The sequence below is a fragment of the Pseudomonas sp. BF-B-30 genome (assembly GCF_019956305.1).
Lineage (GTDB): Bacteria > Pseudomonadota > Gammaproteobacteria > Pseudomonadales > Pseudomonadaceae > Aquipseudomonas > Aquipseudomonas jessenii.
The window spans coordinates 178,453-195,956 of the sequence record NZ_JAHBDG010000044.1; the positions used below are offsets into that span (position 1 = coordinate 178,453).

Sequence of the window (17,504 nt, forward strand, 5' to 3'; positions counted from 1 at the left end):
GAAGATCGAATGTGGGAGCGGGCTTGCTCGCGAATGCAGGCGACTCGGTCTCTCTTAAACCAACACCTGCCGGTTCGAGGCCATGTACTCGAACACCTGCTTCTCCACCCGCGGATGAATCAACTCCACTGGCCCCCGCCCATTGGGGCACGGCAGGGTCTTGGTGGTGCCGAACAACCGGCAGATCAGCGGCCGCTCGTCATACACCGTGCAACCATTGGGCCCCAGATGCACACAGTTGAGTTCTTCCATGGCGGCATCCTGCTCGGCGCGGGTCTTGCGCGGCAGGCGTGACATTTCTTCCGGCGAGGTGGTCACCGGGCCGCAGCAGTCATGGCAGCCGGGAACGCACTCGAACGAGGGAATCTGCTGTCGCAATGTGCGGATTGTCTGGCTGTTGCAGCTCATTGAAGCGGTGACCAATAGCGGAATAGAGCGCGATTCTGACGCAAAAGCCCCGATCCAGACAGCAGCAGCCGACCAATGTTGCCCGTCCGGGAAGGTCCGGCTTATGCTCCGTCAAGTTTTCTAAACATCAACACCAGGATCACGCACATGAACCCTCGTGCTCAGCAGCCTGCTCCGGACCACATCGCCTCCTACTACGCCGCCAGCAGCCTGCCGCAGCCCGAACTTCCGGCGCTCAAAGGCGAAGTGCTGGCCGATGTCTGTGTAGTGGGCGGTGGGTTTTCGGGGTTGAACACGGCGCTTGAGCTGGCCGAACGCGGCCTCAGTGTAGTGTTGCTTGAAGCCCATAGAATCGGCTGGGGCGCCAGCGGTCGAAATGGCGGGCAACTGATTCGCGGCGTCGGCCACGGCCTCGATCAGTTCACCAACATCATCGGCGTCGAAGGCGTGCGACAAATGAAACTCATGGGCCTGGAAGCCGTGGAAATCGTCCGGCAACGGGTCGAGCACTTCCAGATCCCCTGTGACCTGACCTGGGGTTACTGCGACCTCGCCAACAAGCCCCGTGACCTTGAAGGTTTCGCCGAGGATGCCGAAGAGCTGCGCAGCCTCGGTTATCGCTACGAGACCCGCTTGCTGCAAGCCAACGAGATGCACACCGTGGTCGGCTCTACGCGTTACGTCGGCGGCCTGATCGACATGGGCTCGGGGCACCTGCATCCACTGAACCTGGCCTTGGGCGAAGCATCCGCGGCACAACGACTGGGGGTCCAGTTGTTCGAGCACTCGGCCGTGACCCGCATCGACTATGGCCCAGAGGTCAAGGTCCATGCCGCCGAGGGCTCGGTGCGCGCCAAGACCCTGGTACTGGGTTGCAATGCCTACCTCAATGACCTCAACCCGGAACTCAGCGGCAAAGTCCTGCCCGCCGGTAGCTACATCATCGCCACCGAACCACTGAGCGAAGAACAGGCCCACGCCCTGTTGCCGCAGAACATGGCGGTCTGTGACCAGCGAGTGGCGCTGGACTACTACCGGCTCTCGGCGGACCGGCGCCTGCTGTTTGGCGGCGCCTGCCATTACTCCGGCCGCGACCCGAAAGACATCGCTGCGTACATGCGTCCGAAAATGCTGGAGGTCTTCCCGCAACTGAGTGCAGTGAAGATCGATTACCAATGGGGCGGCATGATCGGTATCGGCGCCAACCGCCTGCCGCAGATCGGGCGACTCAAGGACCAGCCGAATGTGTATTACGCCCAGGCCTATTCCGGTCATGGCGTGAACGCCACACACCTGGCCGGCAAGCTGCTGGCCGAAGCCATCAGCGGCCAGCACAGCGGCGGCTTCGATCTGTTTGCCAAGGTGCCGCACATCACATTCCCGGGTGGCAAGCATTTGCGTTCACCGTTGCTGGCATTGGGGATGTTGTGGCATCGGTTTAAAGAGTTGGTCTGAAGGTTTAGCTGGGCCTGTACCGACGCCATCGCGAGCAAGCTCGCTCCCACAGTGTTTGGCAGTGTTCACAAAATTTGTGTTCACCACCGTTCCTTGTGGGAGCGAGCTTGCTCGCGATGAGGCCCTGAAGAACACCGCAAAACTCAGATCCGCCAGAAAGGCTTCAGCCCCTCCTCTCGCGCCTGCTCCCGTGTCAGCCCGACGTCCTTGAGCTGGTCAACCGTCAGGGCCAGCAACGCCTTGCGCGTGTGCAGGCGACGCCAGAACCGATCCCAGCGACTAAGGTCGGACGACGCATTGCCCATGCCCCCCTCCCGCGTGCCGTTGTTCTGCCCGGTCGCCAGCTCCTGACTGTGTAACGTCAGCCGCACATCGCTCAAACCGTTCATCTTGGATGCTCCTGTTTACTTGGGTAGCCAGAGGTTCCATGATGCGTGGGCGCGCAAAAGCATTACAGATTCAAAACAGCTGTATTAACTCCATACAGTTTTGCCGATTCCGCCACTGAATCCCGATTTTTTGCCCGATCTGTACTGGTTAACCAAATCACCCTTATCGAGGCTGCACCATGACCCTTTACGTCAACCTCGCCGAATTGCTCGGCACACGTATCGAGCAGGGCTTCTATCGCCCCGGTGACCGGCTGCCTTCGGTTCGGGCGCTGAGCGTCGAGCACGGCGTCAGCCTGAGCACAGTGCAGCAGGCCTATCGGGTGCTGGAGGACAGCGGGCTGGCCATGCCTCGGCCCAAGTCCGGGTACTTCGTCCCGGCCAGCCGCGAACTGCCGGATTTGCCGGCAGTCGGCCGCCCGGCCCAACGGCCGGTGGACATTTCCCAATGGGATCAAGTGCTGGAGTTGATTCGCGCCGTTCCGCGCAAAGACGTGGTGCAACTGGGTCGCGGCATGCCGGACATCACCAGTGCGACCATGAAACCGCTGCTGCGTGACCTGGCGCGAATCAGCCGGCGGCAGGACATGCCCGGCCTGTATTACGACAATATCCATGGCAACCTCGAACTGCGCGAACAGATCGCTCGCCTGATGCTCGACTCCGGCTGCCAGTTGAGCGCCAGCGAGCTGGTGGTCACCACTGGATGCCATGAAGCGCTGTCCACCAGCGTTCGCGCGATCTGCGAGCCCGGCGACATTGTCGCGGTGGACTCGCCGAGCTTTCACGGCGCGATGCAGACCCTCAAGGGCCTGGGCATGAAGGCCCTGGAAATCCCCACCGATCCACTGACCGGCATCAGCCTCGAAGCGCTGGAACTGGCCCTGGAACAGTGGCCGATCAAGGTCATACAGTTGACCCCCAACTGCAACAACCCGTTGGGCTACATCATGCCGGAGTCGCGCAAACGCGCGTTGTTGACGCTTGCACAGCGCTATGACGTGGCGATCATCGAGGACGATGTGTATGGCGAGCTCGCCTACACCTACCCGCGTCCGCGCACGATCAAGTCCTTCGACGAGGACGGTCGCGTCCTGTTGTGCAGTTCGTTTTCCAAGACCCTGGCACCCGGCCTGCGCATCGGCTGGGTCGCGCCCGGTCGCTATCTGGAACGGGTACTGCACATGAAATACATCAGCACCGGATCCACCGCGCCACAACCACAGATCGCCATCGCCGAATTTCTGAAAGGTGGCCACTTTGAACCGCATTTGCGGCGGATGCGTACGCAATACCAGCGCAATCGCGACATGATGATTGATTGGGTGACCCGCTACTTCCCGGCCGGCACCCGCGCCAGTCGCCCACAGGGCAGCTTCATGCTGTGGGTCGAACTACCGGAAGGTTTCGACACCCTGAAACTGAATCGTGCATTGCACGACCAGGGCGTACAGATTGCCGTGGGCAGTATTTTTTCCGCCTCGGGCAAGTACCGCAATTGCCTGCGCATGAACTACGCTGCCAAGCCAACACCGCAGATCGAAGACGCAGTACGCAAGGTCGGTACGACAGCGATCAGACTGCTGGCGGAAAACGATCAGCTCAGCGACTGAGCTTTCTTCGGGAATCAGCGTACATATGCCTATCTGCGCCGCCAAACGGAGTTGGTGGCGGCGCTTCAATGCCTGGCTGAGCAATTCGGTTGGCTGGGGACGATGTTGTAAGACTCGACCGCCACAGTCCTGCGATGCTAATCAGGCTGGCTGAGCGGCGCCAAACGCCCCTTGCCGCGACACCACAATCAGCACGCCCAAGGCCCCCACTGCCATCAGCAACGGCAACGCATGGCCGTTGATCCACTGGCTGCCGGCACCCGCCAGCAGCGGCCCGACCAGACAACCAATCCCCCACAGCTGTGCAATATGCGCGTTGGCCCGCACCAGTGCATCGTCGCGATAACGCTCGCCGATCAGGATCAGTGACAAGGTGAACAAGCCACCGGCACTGGCGCCAAACAAGACCCACAGCGGCCAGATAAGCAGCGTGTCGATCAGCATCGGAATCGCCAGGCTCGACACCAGCAAGACGACTGCGCAGCCGGTGAACAACGCCCGTCGCGACAAACGATCGGCCAACGCACCAATCGGCAATTGCAGCACCGCATCGCCGACGACCACCGTACTGACCATCGCCAGAGCAATCTCCGTGGTGAAGCCCTGGCGCAGGCAGTAAACCGGCAACAGCGTCAAAATCATCGCCTCGAACGCGGCGAACAGCGACACCGCCCAGGCAATCGCCGGCAGGCCACGACAAAACTCAAGCAAATCACGCAGGGTCACGCTGCTGGCTTCACTGCTCGGCGCGCCACTGCGGCCCAGCAACAGGAACGGAGCCCCCATCAGCAAGCCGACGCCCACCCAAAAGCCATAGTCATGCTCGGTACCGAGGAAGCCCAACAACACCGGCCCCGCCAGCTGACTCAATGCGTAGCTGCTGCCATACAGCGCCACCAGCCGCCCGCGCCATTGCTCGACCACCAGTTGGTTGATCCAGCTTTCACCGATGATGAATACAAGGGTCAGGATCACCCCGATCATCAGCCGCAGCACCAACCAGATCGGATAGCTCGGCAACAGCGCCAGCAAACCGATCGAAACCGCCCCGGCCCACAGGCACAGGCGCATCAGATTGGCCGTGCCGAATCGCGCCGCCAGATGGCTGGAGATTTTCGCCCCCAGCAGGACGCCGATGGCTGGCATCGCGGCCATCACGCCAATGGCAAACGAGCCGTAGCCCCAGCTTTCCAGGCGAAACGACACCAGCGGCATGCTGACACCCAGGGCCAGGCCGACACTCAGGACAGATGCCAAAACGGCGAAATAAGTCGCCCAACGCATGTTCCACGCTCCTGTGGATATTTTTATGTACAACACAAAACATTGTGGGAGCGAGCTTGCTTGCGATGACGGAGCAACATTCAACATTGAAGTCGACTGTTACACCGCTATCGCGAGCAAGCTCGCTCCCACAAGGGATCTGTGTCGTTCGGGAGGCCTGCTCTACAACAGACCTCCCTTAACGGCTTACAACTTGATCCAGGTCGCCTTCAGCTCGGTGTATTTGTCGAACGCGTGCAGGGACTTGTCGCGGCCGTTGCCGGATTGCTTGAAGCCACCGAACGGAGCGGTCATGTCGCCGCCATCGTACTGGTTGACCCACACGCTACCGGCACGCAGTGCGCGGGCGGTGAGGTGGGCCTTGGAAATGTCGGCCGTCCAGACCGCAGCGGCCAGGCCGTACGGTGTGTCGTTGGCAATCGCGATGGCTTCTTCGGCGCTGTCGAATGCGATGACCGACAGTACCGGCCCGAAGATTTCTTCCTGGGCGATTTTCATCGCGTTGCTTACGCCATCGAAAATCGTCGGCTCAACGTAAGTGCCGCCAGTTTCCTGGAGCGTACGCTTGCCACCGGCCACCAGCTTGGCGCCGTCGGCATGACCGGACTCGATGTAAGACAGTACGGTATTCATCTGTTGGGTATCGACCAGCGCGCCAACATTGGTCGCCGGATCCAGCGGATTGCCCGGCTTCCAGGCCTTCAGCGCCTCGATCACCAGCGGCAGGAATTTATCCTTGATCGAACGCTCCACCAGCAGGCGCGAACCGGCGGTGCAGACTTCGCCCTGGTTGAAGGCGATGGCACCAGCAGCGGCTTCGGCAGCATCCTGCAGATTCGGCGCATCGGCGAACACGATATTCGGGCTCTTGCCGCCGGCTTCGAGCCAGACTCGCTTCATGTTCGACTCGCCGGAGTAGATCAGCAATTGCTTGGCGATTTTGGTCGAGCCGGTGAATACCAGGGTGTCGACGTCGTTGTGCAGGGCCAAGGCCTTGCCGACGGTGTGACCGTAACCCGGCAGCACGTTCAGCACGCCTTTCGGGATGCCGGCTTCGACAGCCAGTTCAGCGATGCGGATGGCGGTCAGCGGGGATTTTTCGGACGGCTTGAGGATCACCGAGTTACCGGTGGACAGCGCAGGACCGAGTTTCCAGCACGCCATCATCAGCGGGAAGTTCCACGGCACGATGGCGCCCACCACACCCACCGGCTCACGGGTCACAAGGCCCAACTGATCGTGCGGAGTGGCTGCCACTTCGTCGTAGATCTTGTCGATGGCTTCGCCGCTCCAGCTCAAGGCTTGCGCCGCGCCGGGAACGTCGATGTACAGGGAATCGCTGATCGGCTTGCCCATGTCCAGGGTTTCAAGCAGGGCCAGCTCTTCGGCGTGCTGTTTGAGCAGGCCGGCAAAACGGATCATGGTGGACTTGCGTTTGGTCGGCGCCAGACGCGACCAGACACCGGAATTGAACGTGGCGCGAGCGTTTTCCACGGCGCGCTGGGCATCGGCGGCGTCACAACTGGCAATCTTGCCGAGCAGACGGCCATCGACCGGGCTGACGCACTCGAATGTCTCGCCGGAAACGGCGTCGGTGTATTCGCCATTGATATAGGCGCGGCCTTCGATTTTCAGGTCGCGGGCACGTTGTTCCCAGTCGGCACGGGTCAGGGTGGTCATGCGAGTGTCCTCCTCTTATTGATACGACACCCGCGTTCTTCGCGGGCGCTGTCAGGAATTCTGCCCGGCCAGCCTGCTTGTCGGCCCAAGGCAACCACCACCCTAAACCAGCGGCAGGTGAAGTTTCAATATATTTGACATAACGCCGGCAAACGGCCTTGCGATGTTCATTTTAATAAACATAGACTTTGGCAACACCAACGCAATGACGGGGGAATACAACAATGAGCATCCAGAATATCGTCGACTTCAGCCAGGCCACCACCGCCGCCGAACGCTATCGCCCGGATCCGACCAAAGTACTGAAGGGTGATCCTGAGCAAGTGGTGTACAACCACTACAACAGCCCTTGCGGCCAATTGAACGCCGGCGTGTGGGAAGGGGCTGTCGGCCAGTGGACGGTAAACTTCACCGAGCACGAATACTGCGAAATCGTGCAGGGGGTTTCCGTGATACGTGACCTCGACGGCAACGCCAAGACGCTGCGTGTGGGTGATCGCTTCGTGATCCCGGCAGGCTTTCGCGGCACCTGGGAAGTGCTGGAGCCATGCCGCAAGATCTATGTGGCGTTTGAACAGAAGGCTTGAGGACTTGCGTTGTCAGGGCTGGCCCCTTCGCGAGCAAGCCCGCTCCCACATTCGAGCTTCAGTGAACACCACATTTGTGTCCGGCGACAATCAAGTGTGGGAGCGGGCTTGCTCGCGAAAGGGCCCTGACAGGCACTGCATAACCCACAGGCAACAAAAAAGGCCCGTATCTCGCGATACGGGCCTTTTTCGTAAGAGGGAAAAATCAATTACTTGATTTTGCCTTCTTTGTAGATCACGTGCTTGCGAACAACCGGATCATATTTCTTGATCTCGATTTTGTCCGGAGTAGTACGCTTGTTCTTGTCGGTAGTGTAGAAGTGACCAGTACCGGCGCTCGAAATCAAACGAATCAATTCACGCATGATTAGCTCCCTTAAACCTTGCCATCGCGGCGAAGTTCGGCCAGCACGACAGTGATGCCACGCTTGTCGATGATACGCATGCCTTTGGCAGATACGCGCAGACGCACAAAACGTTTCTCTTCTTCAACCCAGAAGCGGTGATGCTGCAGGTTCGGCAGGAAACGACGACGGGTTTTGTTGTTTGCGTGGGAAATGTTATTCCCAGTCACCGGACCCTTACCGGTAACTTGACAGACTCTAGACATGCCTCAGCCCTCTAAAACCACATGCCCAACCCGGCATGGGTTGGCCGCTTAATCTCTCAGTCATTTGGCGCCAGGCGCCGCGTTTCTTTAGAGGTCTTACCGGCTACACCTACAGTGAAGGAACCGGGCCCCTAGAAAAGAGCGCTGCTTTATACCAGAAAGACTAGAGAGCAACAACATTCAGTGTGCGTTGAATTCACAAAAACCCCGTTTTTCTGGCTCCGAGCGCCTTGGACAAAGGCTATCGTCGATGGCGACCGCTCGTCGCAGAAAATCGTTCAGCGAGCCATCCAAGGGGTTTGCTCAACCGCTGCACAGCAAAATCAGTCGCCTATAGTCCCCTTAAAATGAAAAAGGGGATAGTCATTTGCAAAAGAGCCCACTAGGGTAGGCCTTTTCCAGACTGCACTTGCAGATGGGCCTTCGACCTGTATAGGAAGCCGACCATGCGCCTTGCTGCCCTACCGCTGTTGCTCGCCCCGCTTCTGCTGAGCCCACAGGCATTTGCCGCCGCCCTGAGCGTCTGCACCGAGGCCAGCCCTGAAGGGTTCGACGTGGTGCAGTACAACTCGCTGACCACCACCAATGCCTCGGCCGATGTGTTGATGAATCGCCTGGTGGACTTTGACACAGCCAGTGGCAAGGTGGTCGCCAGCCTCGCCGACAGCTGGGAAGTCAGCCCCGATGGCCTGATCTACGTGTTCAAGTTGCACCCGCAGGTGAAATTCCATCGCACCGAGTACTTCACCCCGACGCGTGACCTGAGCGCTGAGGACGTGATTTTCAGCTTCGACCGCATGCTCGATCCGGCCAATGCGTGGCACAAAGTCGCCCAGAGCGGCTTCCCGCATGCGCAATCGATGCAGTTGCCTGCACTGATCAAGAAGATCGACGCCCTCGATCCCCAGACCGTGCGTTTCACCCTCGACCACCCGGACTCGACCTTCCTGGCGACCCTGAGCATGGGCTTCGCCTCGATCTATTCGGCCGAATACGCCGACAAACTGATGAAGGCCGGCACACCCGAGAAGCTCAACAGCCAGCCGATCGGCACAGGGCCGTTCGTTTTCACTCGCTTCCAGAAGGACGCCTCGGTTCGCTACAAAGCCAACCCCGACTACTTCGGTGGCAAACCCTCTGTAGATCCGCTGATCTTTGCCATCACCCCGGACGCCAACGTGCGCCTGCAGAAATTGCGCCGCAACGAATGCCAGATCGCCCTGTCGCCCAAGCCTCTGGACGTACAGGAAGCGCTGAAAGAGCCGACGCTGAAAGTCGAAAAGACTGACGCGTTCATGACCGCATTCGTCGGCATCAACAGTCAGCATCCGCCACTGGACAAGCCTGAAGTCCGCCAGGCCATCAACCTTGCCTTCGACAAGGCCAACTATGTCAAAGCCGTGTTCGAAGACACTGCCGAGGCGGCCAACGGTCCGTATCCGCCCAACACCTGGAGCTACGCGAAAGGTCTGCCGGGTTACCCTCACGACATCGCCAAGGCCAAGGGCTTGATGGCCAAGGCCGGACTCAAGGACGGCTTCCAGACCACGATCTGGACCCGCCCTTCCGGCAGCCTGCTTAACCCCAATCCAAGCCTTGGCGCCCAACTGCTGCAGTCTGACCTCGCCGAAATCGGCATTCAGGCCGAAATCCGCGTGATCGAATGGGGCGAACTGATCCGCCGCGCCAAGGCCGGTGAGCACGACTTGCTTTTCATGGGCTGGGCCGGTGACAACGGTGACCCGGACAACTTCCTCACGCCGCAGTTTTCCTGCGCGGCGGTCAAGTCCGGCACCAACTTCGCCCGCTACTGCAATCAGGACCTGGACAAGCTGATCAGCGCCGGCAAGACCACCGGTGAGCAAGGTGTGCGTAGCAAACTCTACGAACAGGCCCAGGCTCAGATCCAGCAGCAAGCGCTGTGGCTACCACTGGCTCACCCGACAGCCTTCGCGCTGACGCGCAAGGATGTCGAGGGGTATTCGGTCAGCCCGTTCGGCCGGCAGGATTACTCCAAGGTCAACCTCAAATAATCTGACACAACACAAAACCTGTGGGAGCGAGCTTGCTCGCGATAGCGGACTTTCAGGCAACATCAATGCTGAATGTGCCGACGCCATCGCGAGCAAGCTCGCTCCCACATGGAAAGCGTGCTTCTCACATCCTGCCTACATCCAGCCATACTCCGCCATCGACAACGGGTCGCCATCGCCGATGATGAAATGGTCGAGCACCCGCACGTCAATCAACTCCAGCGCCTTTTGCAGGCGCTTGGTCAGCACCCGGTCAGACTGACTTGGGTCGGTGTTGCCCGAAGGATGGTTGTGACAGAGGATCAATGCCGCTGCGTTGTTGGCCAGGGCGCGCTTGACCACCTCTCGCGGATGAACGCTGGTGTTGTCGATGGAGCCGCGGAACAGCGTCTCGAACGCCAGTACCTGATGCCTGGAATCGAGAAACAGGCAACCAAACACCTCGTGTGGCTCGTGGCGCAGCATCGATTTCAGATACTCGCGAACCGCGTGCGGGCTCTCCAGTGCCGATTTATGGCGCGCACGCTCGGCCAGATGACGCCTGCTCATTTCTTGCGCAGCCTGTAACTGCGCAAATTTCGCCGGCCCAAGTCCCAACTGCTTGCTGAACGCTTCCTGATCGGCTTCAAGCAACAAACGCAGGCTGCCAAACTGATTCAACAGGTGTCGCGCCAGATCTACCGCACTTTTACCCACCACGCCGGTGCGTAAAAAGATCGCCAGCAATTCGGCATCCGAAAGGCTTCCCGCGCCCCGCTCAAGCAACCTCTCCCGCGGCCGTTCCGCCGCCGGCCAATCACGAATACTCATAGCACCTCCCTGTCTGTGGGCACCGCTGTTCCGTAGCGGTCGCTGTGATATCGTAGCCCATCTTTTTTGCGGGCGAATTCACCCTGGGGAGGGGGTTTCGCCACGTATGTCACCAACGAATTGAAAGGCAGGCCTATGCAGCGGCTGTATCGGAAACGCATTGTTCTGGGCGTCGGCGGCGGTATCGCTGCCTACAAGAGCGCCGACCTGGTTCGCCGCCTGATCGATCAGGGCGCCGAAGTGCGCGTGGTCATGACCCGTGGCGGCGCAGAGTTCATCACCCCGTTGACCATGCAGGCCCTGTCCGGACACCCGGTCCACCTGGACCTGCTGGACCCGGCGGCCGAGGCGGCCATGGGCCATATCGAACTGGCCAAATGGGCCGATCTGGTGCTGATCGCCCCCGCCACGGCGGACCTGATCGCCCGCCTGGCCCAAGGCATCGCCGACGATCTGCTGACCACGCTGGTGCTGGCCACCGACGCAGTGGTCGCCGTCGCGCCGGCAATGAACCAGGCGATGTGGCGCGATCCGGCGACCCAGGCCAACCTGCAAACCCTCGAAAGCCGCGACATCAAGGTTTTCGGCCCAGCCTCCGGCAGCCAGGCCTGCGGCGACGTCGGCTTGGGACGCATGCTCGAAGCCCTTGAACTGGCCCAGTGCGCCGCCGACTGCTTCCAGCGTCAGGCATTGACCGGCAAACACGTGCTGATTACGGCCGGCCCGACCCAGGAAAACATCGACCCGGTGCGCTACATCACCAACCACAGCTCCGGAAAAATGGGCTTTGCCCTGGCCGAAGCCGCTGTGGAGGCTGGTGCCCGCGTAACCCTGATCACCGGCCCCGTGCACCTGCCGACTCCGGATCGCGTCAACCGTATCGACGTGGTCAGCGCCCGCGACATGCTGGCCGCGTGTGAAGCGGCGATCCCTTGCGACCTGTTCATCGCCTCGGCAGCGGTCGCTGATTACCGTCCGGAAGTCGTCGCCCCACAGAAACTCAAGAAAGATCCTACGAACGGCGACGGCTTGTTGCTACAGATGGTGCGTAACCCGGACATCCTGGCCACCATCGCCACCCGCCCCGACCGCCCGTTCAGTGTCGGTTTCGCTGCCGAGACCGAACACCTGCTCGATTACGCTGCACGCAAGTTGAAAGACAAGAACCTCGATCTGATCGTCGCCAACGACGTCGCCAACCCGAGCATTGGCTTCAACAGCGAAGAAAACGCCTGCAGCGTCATCGACCGCGAGCTTCACGCCACACTTTTCGCCCAGACCAGCAAGAGCAAGATTGCTCGCCAGCTGATCACTTTTATCGCCGAACGTCTGAACCAGGTTTAATTTACATGCACGCTTTGCAAGCCAAGATCCTCGACCCCCGCATCGGTACCGAATTCCCGCTGCCGCAATACGCCACACCGGGCTCCGCCGGCCTCGACCTGCGCGCCATGCTGGAACAGGACACCGTGATCAAGCCGGGTGAAACCGTGCTGATCCCCACCGGCCTGTCGGTCTATATCGGCGACCCGAACCTGGCGGCGCTGATTCTGCCGCGCTCGGGGATGGGCCATAAGCACGGCATCGTGCTGGGCAACCTGGTGGGGCTGATCGACTCCGACTACCAAGGCCCATTGATGGTTTCCTGCTGGAACCGTGGTCAGACCGAGTTCACCATGCCGGTTGGCGAGCGCCTGGCGCAACTGGTGCTGGTACCGGTGGTGCAGGCTCACTTCGAGATGGTTGAAGAGTTTGTTGAAACCGAGCGCGGCACCGGCGGCTTCGGCCATACCGGCACCCGCTGATCCGGCCTTGCTCTTCTTGTGGCGGGGGGATCTGGCTCCCTCGCCACAAAATTCAAATTGTCATCTGCAAGGTTTAGCTCCGAAAATCAAGGCATTGCCCGGTCAAACCCTTGTCGTCAGGGGCGTCATGGCCCTTTCACACCACGAACTCTCTGTGGAAAACGCCGTCATACCTTTCAGTTTGAACCTGCCACCGAATGAATCGGCGGCCTGTCCAGCCACTTTCGAGATGGAGCATTTCCACAGATGAACACCCCGGCCAAAATCGCACCCAAGTTCCCTGACAGCATCTTCCGCGCCTACGACATCCGCGGCACCGTCCCGGAATTCCTGAACGCCGAAACCGCTTACTGGATCGGCCGCGCCGTCGGCTCCCAAAGCCTGGCCCAGGGCGAGCCAAACGTGTCCGTCGGCCGCGATGGCCGTTTGTCCGGCCCGGAGCTGGTCGCGCAACTGATCAAAGGCATCGCCGACAGCGGCTGCCACGTCAGTGATGTCGGCCTGGTCCCGACTCCGGCGCTTTACTACGCCGCCAACGTACTGGCCGGCAAATCCGGCGTGATGCTCACCGGCAGCCACAACCCGTCGAACTACAACGGTTTCAAGATCGTCATCGCCGGTGACACCCTGGCCAACGAACAGATCCAGGCCCTGCACGACCGCCTCAAGACCAACAACCTGAGCAGCGGCCAGGGCAGCATCACCCAGGTCGAGATCCTCGACCGCTACACCACCGAAATCGTCCAGGACATCAAGCTGGCCCGTCGCCTGAAAGTGGTCGTCGATTGCGGTAACGGCGCGGCCGGTGTGATCGCTCCGCAACTGATCGAAGCGCTGAACTGCGAAGTCATCCCGCTGTTCTGCGAAGTGGACGGCAACTTCCCGAACCACCACCCGGACCCGGGCAAGCCTGAAAACCTCGTGGACCTGATCGCCAAGGTCAAGGAAACCAACGCTGACATCGGCCTGGCCTTCGACGGCGATGGCGACCGCGTCGGCGTGGTGACCAACACCGGCAGCATCGTCTACCCAGACCGGTTGCTGATGCTGTTCGCCCGCGACGTTGTGGCGCGCAACCCGGGCGCCGAAATCATCTTCGACGTCAAATGCACCCGCCGCCTGATTCCGCTGATCAAGGAATACGGTGGCCGGTCGTTAATGTGGAAGACCGGTCACTCGTTGATCAAAAAGAAAATGAAACAATCCGGCGCCCTGCTAGCTGGCGAAATGAGCGGGCACATCTTCTTCAAGGAGCGCTGGTTCGGTTTCGACGACGGCATTTACAGCGCCGCGCGGTTGCTGGAGATCCTCAGCAAGGAAAAATCCTCGGCCGAAGAGTTGTTCGCGACCTTCCCGAACGATATTTCTACGCCGGAAATCAATATCCATGTGACCGAAGAGAGCAAATTCAGCATCATTGATGCATTGCACGATGCGCAGTGGGGCGAAGGCGCCGACCTGACCACCATTGACGGCGTGCGAGTCGACTATGCCAAAGGCTGGGGCCTGGTACGCGCATCCAACACCACACCGGTGCTGGTGCTGCGTTTCGAGGCCGATGACGAGGCTGAATTGCAGCGCATCAAGGACGTTTTCCACGCCCAGTTGAAGCGTGTTGCACCTGATCTCCAACTACCGTTCTGATTCACCCGGAGCCCTGAATGACCCTCGAACGCGAAGCCGCCGCCAACACCGCCAAGGTCCTGTCCGAAGCGCTGCCTTACATCCGCCGTTATGTCGGCAAGACACTGGTGATCAAATACGGCGGCAACGCGATGGAAAGCGAGGAGCTGAAAACCGGCTTCGCCCGCGACATCGTGCTGATGAAGGCCGTGGGCATCAACCCGGTGGTGGTTCACGGTGGCGGCCCGCAAATCGGTGACCTGCTCAAGCGCCTGTCGATCGAGAGCCATTTCGTCGACGGCATGCGCGTCACCGACGCCGCGACCATGGACGTGGTTGAAATGGTCCTCGGCGGCCAGGTCAACAAGGACATCGTCAACCTGATCAACCGTCATGGCGGCAGCGCCATCGGCCTGACCGGTAAAGACGCCGAGCTGATTCGCGCGAAGAAGCTCACCGTTACCCGTCAGACGCCGGAAATGACCACCCCGGAAATCATCGACATCGGCCACGTGGGCGAAGTAGTCGGCATCAATACCGACCTGCTGAACCTGTTGGTCAAGGGCGATTTCATCCCGGTGATCGCGCCCATCGGCGTCGGCGCCAACGGCGAGTCGTACAACATCAACGCTGACCTGGTGGCCGGTAAAGTCGCCGAGGCATTGAAAGCCGAGAAGTTGATGCTGCTGACCAACATCGCCGGCCTGATGGACAAGTCGGGCACGGTCCTGACCGGCCTGACAACCCAGCAAGTCGACGACCTGATCGCCGATGGCACCATCTATGGCGGCATGCTGCCGAAGATCCGTTGCGCACTGGAAGCGGTCCAGGGCGGCGTGGGCAGCTCGCTGATCATCGACGGTCGCGTGCCGAACGCGATCCTGCTGGAAATTTTCACCGATACCGGCGTGGGCACCCTGATCAGCAATCGCAAGCGTCACTGATTCAAGAACGTCATAAAGATCGCAACCTTCAGCGGCACCTACGGAAGTATGAATTTTCCGTAGGTGCTGACGAAGTCTGCGATCTTTTTTATGCGTGCAGGAAATGCCTCACTTCAGATAACGAAACGTCCGACATCATTAAGGAATCAATCTGCATAGGATTTTCCCTGCATCCACAGGAGATCTACCCATGCAAAAAGACCATGTTCCATACGGCAGTGACATTTCAGCAGGCACCTACGCCTGCGTAGACTGCGGATTTGAGTATTCAGGCCCGTCGCAAACATCAATGCCACCCTGCCCTGATTTCAAAAAGACCCCTCACACGCGCAAAGCCTGGAAAGTATTGACCGGCCAGGGCGACGCCCCGAATGACCCGTATCCGGAAAAAACCGACAAATCCGTCGAGAACAAAAAGGCCGAGACAACCAGCCCTGCGAGCAAAAAATAGCCACGGAGGCACTGAGCCATGCAGATCTCGTTCACTATCGACGCCCAGGCTTTCGAGCAGGAGCAGAAGGAACCGGTCAAGAAAACCCTGAAGATTTCCGACACGGAAATTGCTCATGCCTTACAGCGTATAGCCAAGGCGAGCCTGACTGAATACTTGAAAATGCTGGTTGAGGGCGGCATGCCGAGCCGGGCCGATGAAGCAAAACAGGACCGTTTGCTGTATCTGATTCAAAGCTACTTCGGGCAGACCCTGCCAACCGAATCGCAGATATCGACGATTTTCCAGCTGACTCAGAGCCAAAGCAAAACCTTGCTGAAAAACACGGTTTCACGCTTCCGCAATCAATTGGACGAGATCCTGCAGCACAGCATGCGAGCCGTGATCGAGTCTGCGGAGCACGCGCAGACCGTGTATCTGGTGGTGATCAGCTCGGACGTCATCCGCGATGAACTGAACATGCTGATCACCCAGAACGAGCCGACTTTCAAACCCATCATCAAACGCAAAGGCAGTGCCGGGCAGTTCGAAATCAGCGAGGATTCCCACGCGCTGCTGTGCCGGACACTGGGCCTGAATGCCGTTCAGTGACATCGTCGCGGTCAGTGGTTTGCTGCTGACCCTGACCACCTTCATGTTCAACCTGGCATGGCCAAAATTGCATGAAGCGTTGGAACTGGATGAAAAACAACCAGGCCCACTGGCCAGAAAACGTAGCCGAGAGAAGGTTTCAGGCGTTCTGCTCGGTTGCGCCCTGCCCCTGACCTGCGCCTTCACAGCACTTTTTTACGTCAACCTGCCGGCCGCCGCTCGAATCATGCGTGGCAGCAGACTGGATCTGTGGGATTTCGATGTGGACCGCACGCTTTACGTTCTAGTCGTCGTGGCACTGCTGGTGTTCGCGCTATTCAATCTGGGATTGGCACTAAAACTGATAGGAAAATGGCGAAGACTGCACTGACAGCACAAACAAAAAGACCGTTGTAGGAGCGAGCACGCTCGCGAAAAACGTCAACGATAACGCGGGGGTGCCTGACAACCCGCGTTGTTGGGACGTCCATCGCGAGCAGGCTCGCTCCTACAGGGTCGGCGTATTAAACGCCGAACTGGGCGCGGTAGGCTTCCACAGCTGGCAGATGCTGCTTGAGCTGCGGATCGTCCGCCAGGAATTCCAGCACCTGGTTCAGCGAAACGATGCTGATGACCGGGATGCCGAAGTCACGCTCGACTTCCTGGATCGCCGACAACTCACCGTTGCCACGCTCCTGACGGTTCAGGGCGATCAGCACGCCAGCGGCCTTGGCGCCGTCCTGGGAGGCGATGATCTGCATCACTTCACGGATGGCGGTGCCGGCGGTGATCACGTCGTCGATGATCAGCACTTCACCGGTCAGCGGTGCGCCAACCAGGCTGCCGCCTTCGCCGTGGGCCTTGGCTTCCTTGCGGTTGAAGCACCATGGCAGGTCACGGTTGTGATGCTCGGCCAGGGCCACGGCGGTAGTCGCCGCCAGCGGGATGCCTTTGTAGGCAGGGCCAAACAGCACGTCGAACGAAATGCCGCTCTCGGCAATGGCGGCGGCGTAGAAACGACCCAGCTGCGCCAGGGCCGAACCCGAGTTGAACAGGCCGGCATTGAAGAAGTAAGGACTGGTGCGCCCGGACTTCAGGGTGAACTCACCGAAGCGCAAAACGCCGCGATCGATGGCAAAACGGATGAAATCGCGCTGATACGCTTGCATGAAAAAACCCCAAATACCACGGATTTAGCTAATTAGCTTGACGCCGTGTATCATACACGCACGCGATTTTTGG

The 17,504-nt window shown here is 59.7% G+C and carries 18 protein-coding genes and 1 pseudogene; 11 read left to right on the plus strand and 8 right to left on the minus strand.

All coding sequences use genetic code 11. The annotated features are described in order from the left end of the window. Positions 1-54: 54 nt before the first annotated feature. On the minus strand, positions 55-408 hold the full coding sequence (locus tag KGB29_RS21545; RefSeq protein ID WP_057398678.1) for a YkgJ family cysteine cluster protein: 354 nt from the start codon (positions 406-408) through the stop codon (positions 55-57). Positions 409-555: 147 nt separating this feature from the next. Between KGB29_RS21545 and KGB29_RS21550 the strand changes: the two genes are divergently transcribed. Beyond that, complete coding sequence (locus KGB29_RS21550) at positions 556-1,863, plus strand: NAD(P)/FAD-dependent oxidoreductase (RefSeq protein ID WP_150815258.1); 1,308 nt, start codon at positions 556-558, stop codon at positions 1,861-1,863. Positions 1,864-2,006: 143 nt separating this feature from the next. On the opposite strand, the gene KGB29_RS21555 is transcribed toward KGB29_RS21550, so the two are convergent. Next, positions 2,007-2,252 carry a DUF1127 domain-containing protein gene (locus KGB29_RS21555; RefSeq protein ID WP_154909788.1) on the minus strand — a complete coding sequence of 82 codons (246 nt, stop codon included), beginning with the start codon at positions 2,250-2,252 and terminating at the stop codon, positions 2,007-2,009. Between the two features lie 179 nt (positions 2,253-2,431). Here KGB29_RS21555 and KGB29_RS21560 point away from each other — a divergent pair, with 179 nt between their 5' ends. Further along, a complete protein-coding gene (locus tag KGB29_RS21560; RefSeq protein WP_154909787.1) occupies positions 2,432-3,865 on the plus strand; it encodes a PLP-dependent aminotransferase family protein in 1,434 nt (477 codons plus the stop codon). 141 nt (positions 3,866-4,006) lie between these two features. Here the strand turns inward: KGB29_RS21560 and KGB29_RS21565 are convergent, their stop codons facing one another. Together KGB29_RS21565 and KGB29_RS21570 are read right to left on the minus strand one after the other, a co-directional pair. After that, positions 4,007-5,149: an MFS transporter gene (locus KGB29_RS21565; RefSeq protein ID WP_150815261.1), complete on the minus strand. Its 1,143-nt coding sequence runs from the start codon at positions 5,147-5,149 to the stop codon at positions 4,007-4,009. A gap of 186 nt (positions 5,150-5,335) precedes the next feature. Further along, positions 5,336-6,829 (minus strand): aldehyde dehydrogenase, encoded by a 1,494-nt coding sequence (locus tag KGB29_RS21570; RefSeq protein WP_150815262.1) that lies wholly within the window; start codon positions 6,827-6,829, stop codon positions 5,336-5,338. A 224-nt stretch (positions 6,830-7,053) separates the two neighbouring features. Between KGB29_RS21570 and KGB29_RS21575 the strand changes: the two genes are divergently transcribed. Continuing rightward, the gene (locus KGB29_RS21575; RefSeq protein WP_057395874.1) at positions 7,054-7,416 is read left to right on the plus strand and encodes a cupin domain-containing protein; all 363 of its coding nucleotides are present in this window, start codon (positions 7,054-7,056) and stop codon (positions 7,414-7,416) included. Positions 7,417-7,625: 209 nt separating this feature from the next. Here KGB29_RS21575 and rpmG read toward each other — a convergent pair whose 3' ends face one another. Next, on the minus strand, positions 7,626-7,781 hold the full coding sequence (gene rpmG / locus KGB29_RS21580; protein ID WP_003177274.1) for a 50S ribosomal protein L33: 156 nt from the start codon (positions 7,779-7,781) through the stop codon (positions 7,626-7,628). Between the two features lie 11 nt (positions 7,782-7,792). Next, positions 7,793-8,026 (minus strand): 50S ribosomal protein L28, encoded by a 234-nt coding sequence (gene rpmB / locus KGB29_RS21585; RefSeq protein ID WP_007975166.1) that lies wholly within the window; start codon positions 8,024-8,026, stop codon positions 7,793-7,795. Between the two features lie 446 nt (positions 8,027-8,472). Here rpmB and KGB29_RS21590 point away from each other — a divergent pair, with 446 nt between their 5' ends. After that, the gene (locus tag KGB29_RS21590) at positions 8,473-10,059 is read left to right on the plus strand and encodes an ABC transporter substrate-binding protein (protein WP_150815264.1); all 1,587 of its coding nucleotides are present in this window, start codon (positions 8,473-8,475) and stop codon (positions 10,057-10,059) included. A gap of 135 nt (positions 10,060-10,194) precedes the next feature. On the opposite strand, the gene radC is transcribed toward KGB29_RS21590, so the two are convergent. Further along, a complete protein-coding gene (gene radC / locus KGB29_RS21595) occupies positions 10,195-10,869 on the minus strand; it encodes a RadC family protein (RefSeq protein WP_057712747.1) in 675 nt (224 codons plus the stop codon). 135 nt (positions 10,870-11,004) lie between these two features. Between radC and coaBC the strand changes: the two genes are divergently transcribed. The 7 genes and pseudogenes from coaBC (at position 11,005) to KGB29_RS21630 (ending at position 16,653) form a co-directional block, all read left to right on the plus strand. Beyond that, a complete protein-coding gene (gene coaBC / locus KGB29_RS21600; RefSeq protein WP_090452162.1) occupies positions 11,005-12,213 on the plus strand; it encodes a bifunctional phosphopantothenoylcysteine decarboxylase/phosphopantothenate--cysteine ligase CoaBC in 1,209 nt (402 codons plus the stop codon). A 5-nt stretch (positions 12,214-12,218) separates the two neighbouring features. Next, the gene (gene dut / locus KGB29_RS21605) at positions 12,219-12,674 is read left to right on the plus strand and encodes a dUTP diphosphatase (RefSeq protein ID WP_007975171.1); all 456 of its coding nucleotides are present in this window, start codon (positions 12,219-12,221) and stop codon (positions 12,672-12,674) included. A gap of 267 nt (positions 12,675-12,941) precedes the next feature. Beyond that, positions 12,942-14,318, plus strand: a pseudogene (locus KGB29_RS21610) (phosphomannomutase/phosphoglucomutase); the annotation flags it as partial. 17 nt (positions 14,319-14,335) lie between these two features. Beyond that, positions 14,336-15,241 (plus strand): acetylglutamate kinase, encoded by a 906-nt coding sequence (gene argB, locus KGB29_RS21615; RefSeq protein WP_053163877.1) that lies wholly within the window; start codon positions 14,336-14,338, stop codon positions 15,239-15,241. A gap of 190 nt (positions 15,242-15,431) precedes the next feature. Next, positions 15,432-15,692 carry a hypothetical protein gene (locus KGB29_RS21620; protein ID WP_057712744.1) on the plus strand — a complete coding sequence of 87 codons (261 nt, stop codon included), beginning with the start codon at positions 15,432-15,434 and terminating at the stop codon, positions 15,690-15,692. Positions 15,693-15,710: 18 nt separating this feature from the next. Continuing rightward, a complete protein-coding gene (locus tag KGB29_RS21625; protein ID WP_057712743.1) occupies positions 15,711-16,283 on the plus strand; it encodes a hypothetical protein in 573 nt (190 codons plus the stop codon). After that, positions 16,270-16,653, plus strand: a complete 384-nt coding sequence (locus tag KGB29_RS21630; protein WP_150812730.1) for a hypothetical protein — start codon at positions 16,270-16,272, stop codon at positions 16,651-16,653. The genes KGB29_RS21625 and KGB29_RS21630 overlap by 14 nt, the downstream gene beginning before the upstream one ends. Before the next feature lie 133 nt (positions 16,654-16,786). On the opposite strand, the gene pyrE is transcribed toward KGB29_RS21630, so the two are convergent. Then, positions 16,787-17,431 (minus strand): orotate phosphoribosyltransferase, encoded by a 645-nt coding sequence (gene pyrE, locus KGB29_RS21635; protein WP_034147724.1) that lies wholly within the window; start codon positions 17,429-17,431, stop codon positions 16,787-16,789. Between the last annotated feature and the right edge of the window lie 73 nt (positions 17,432-17,504).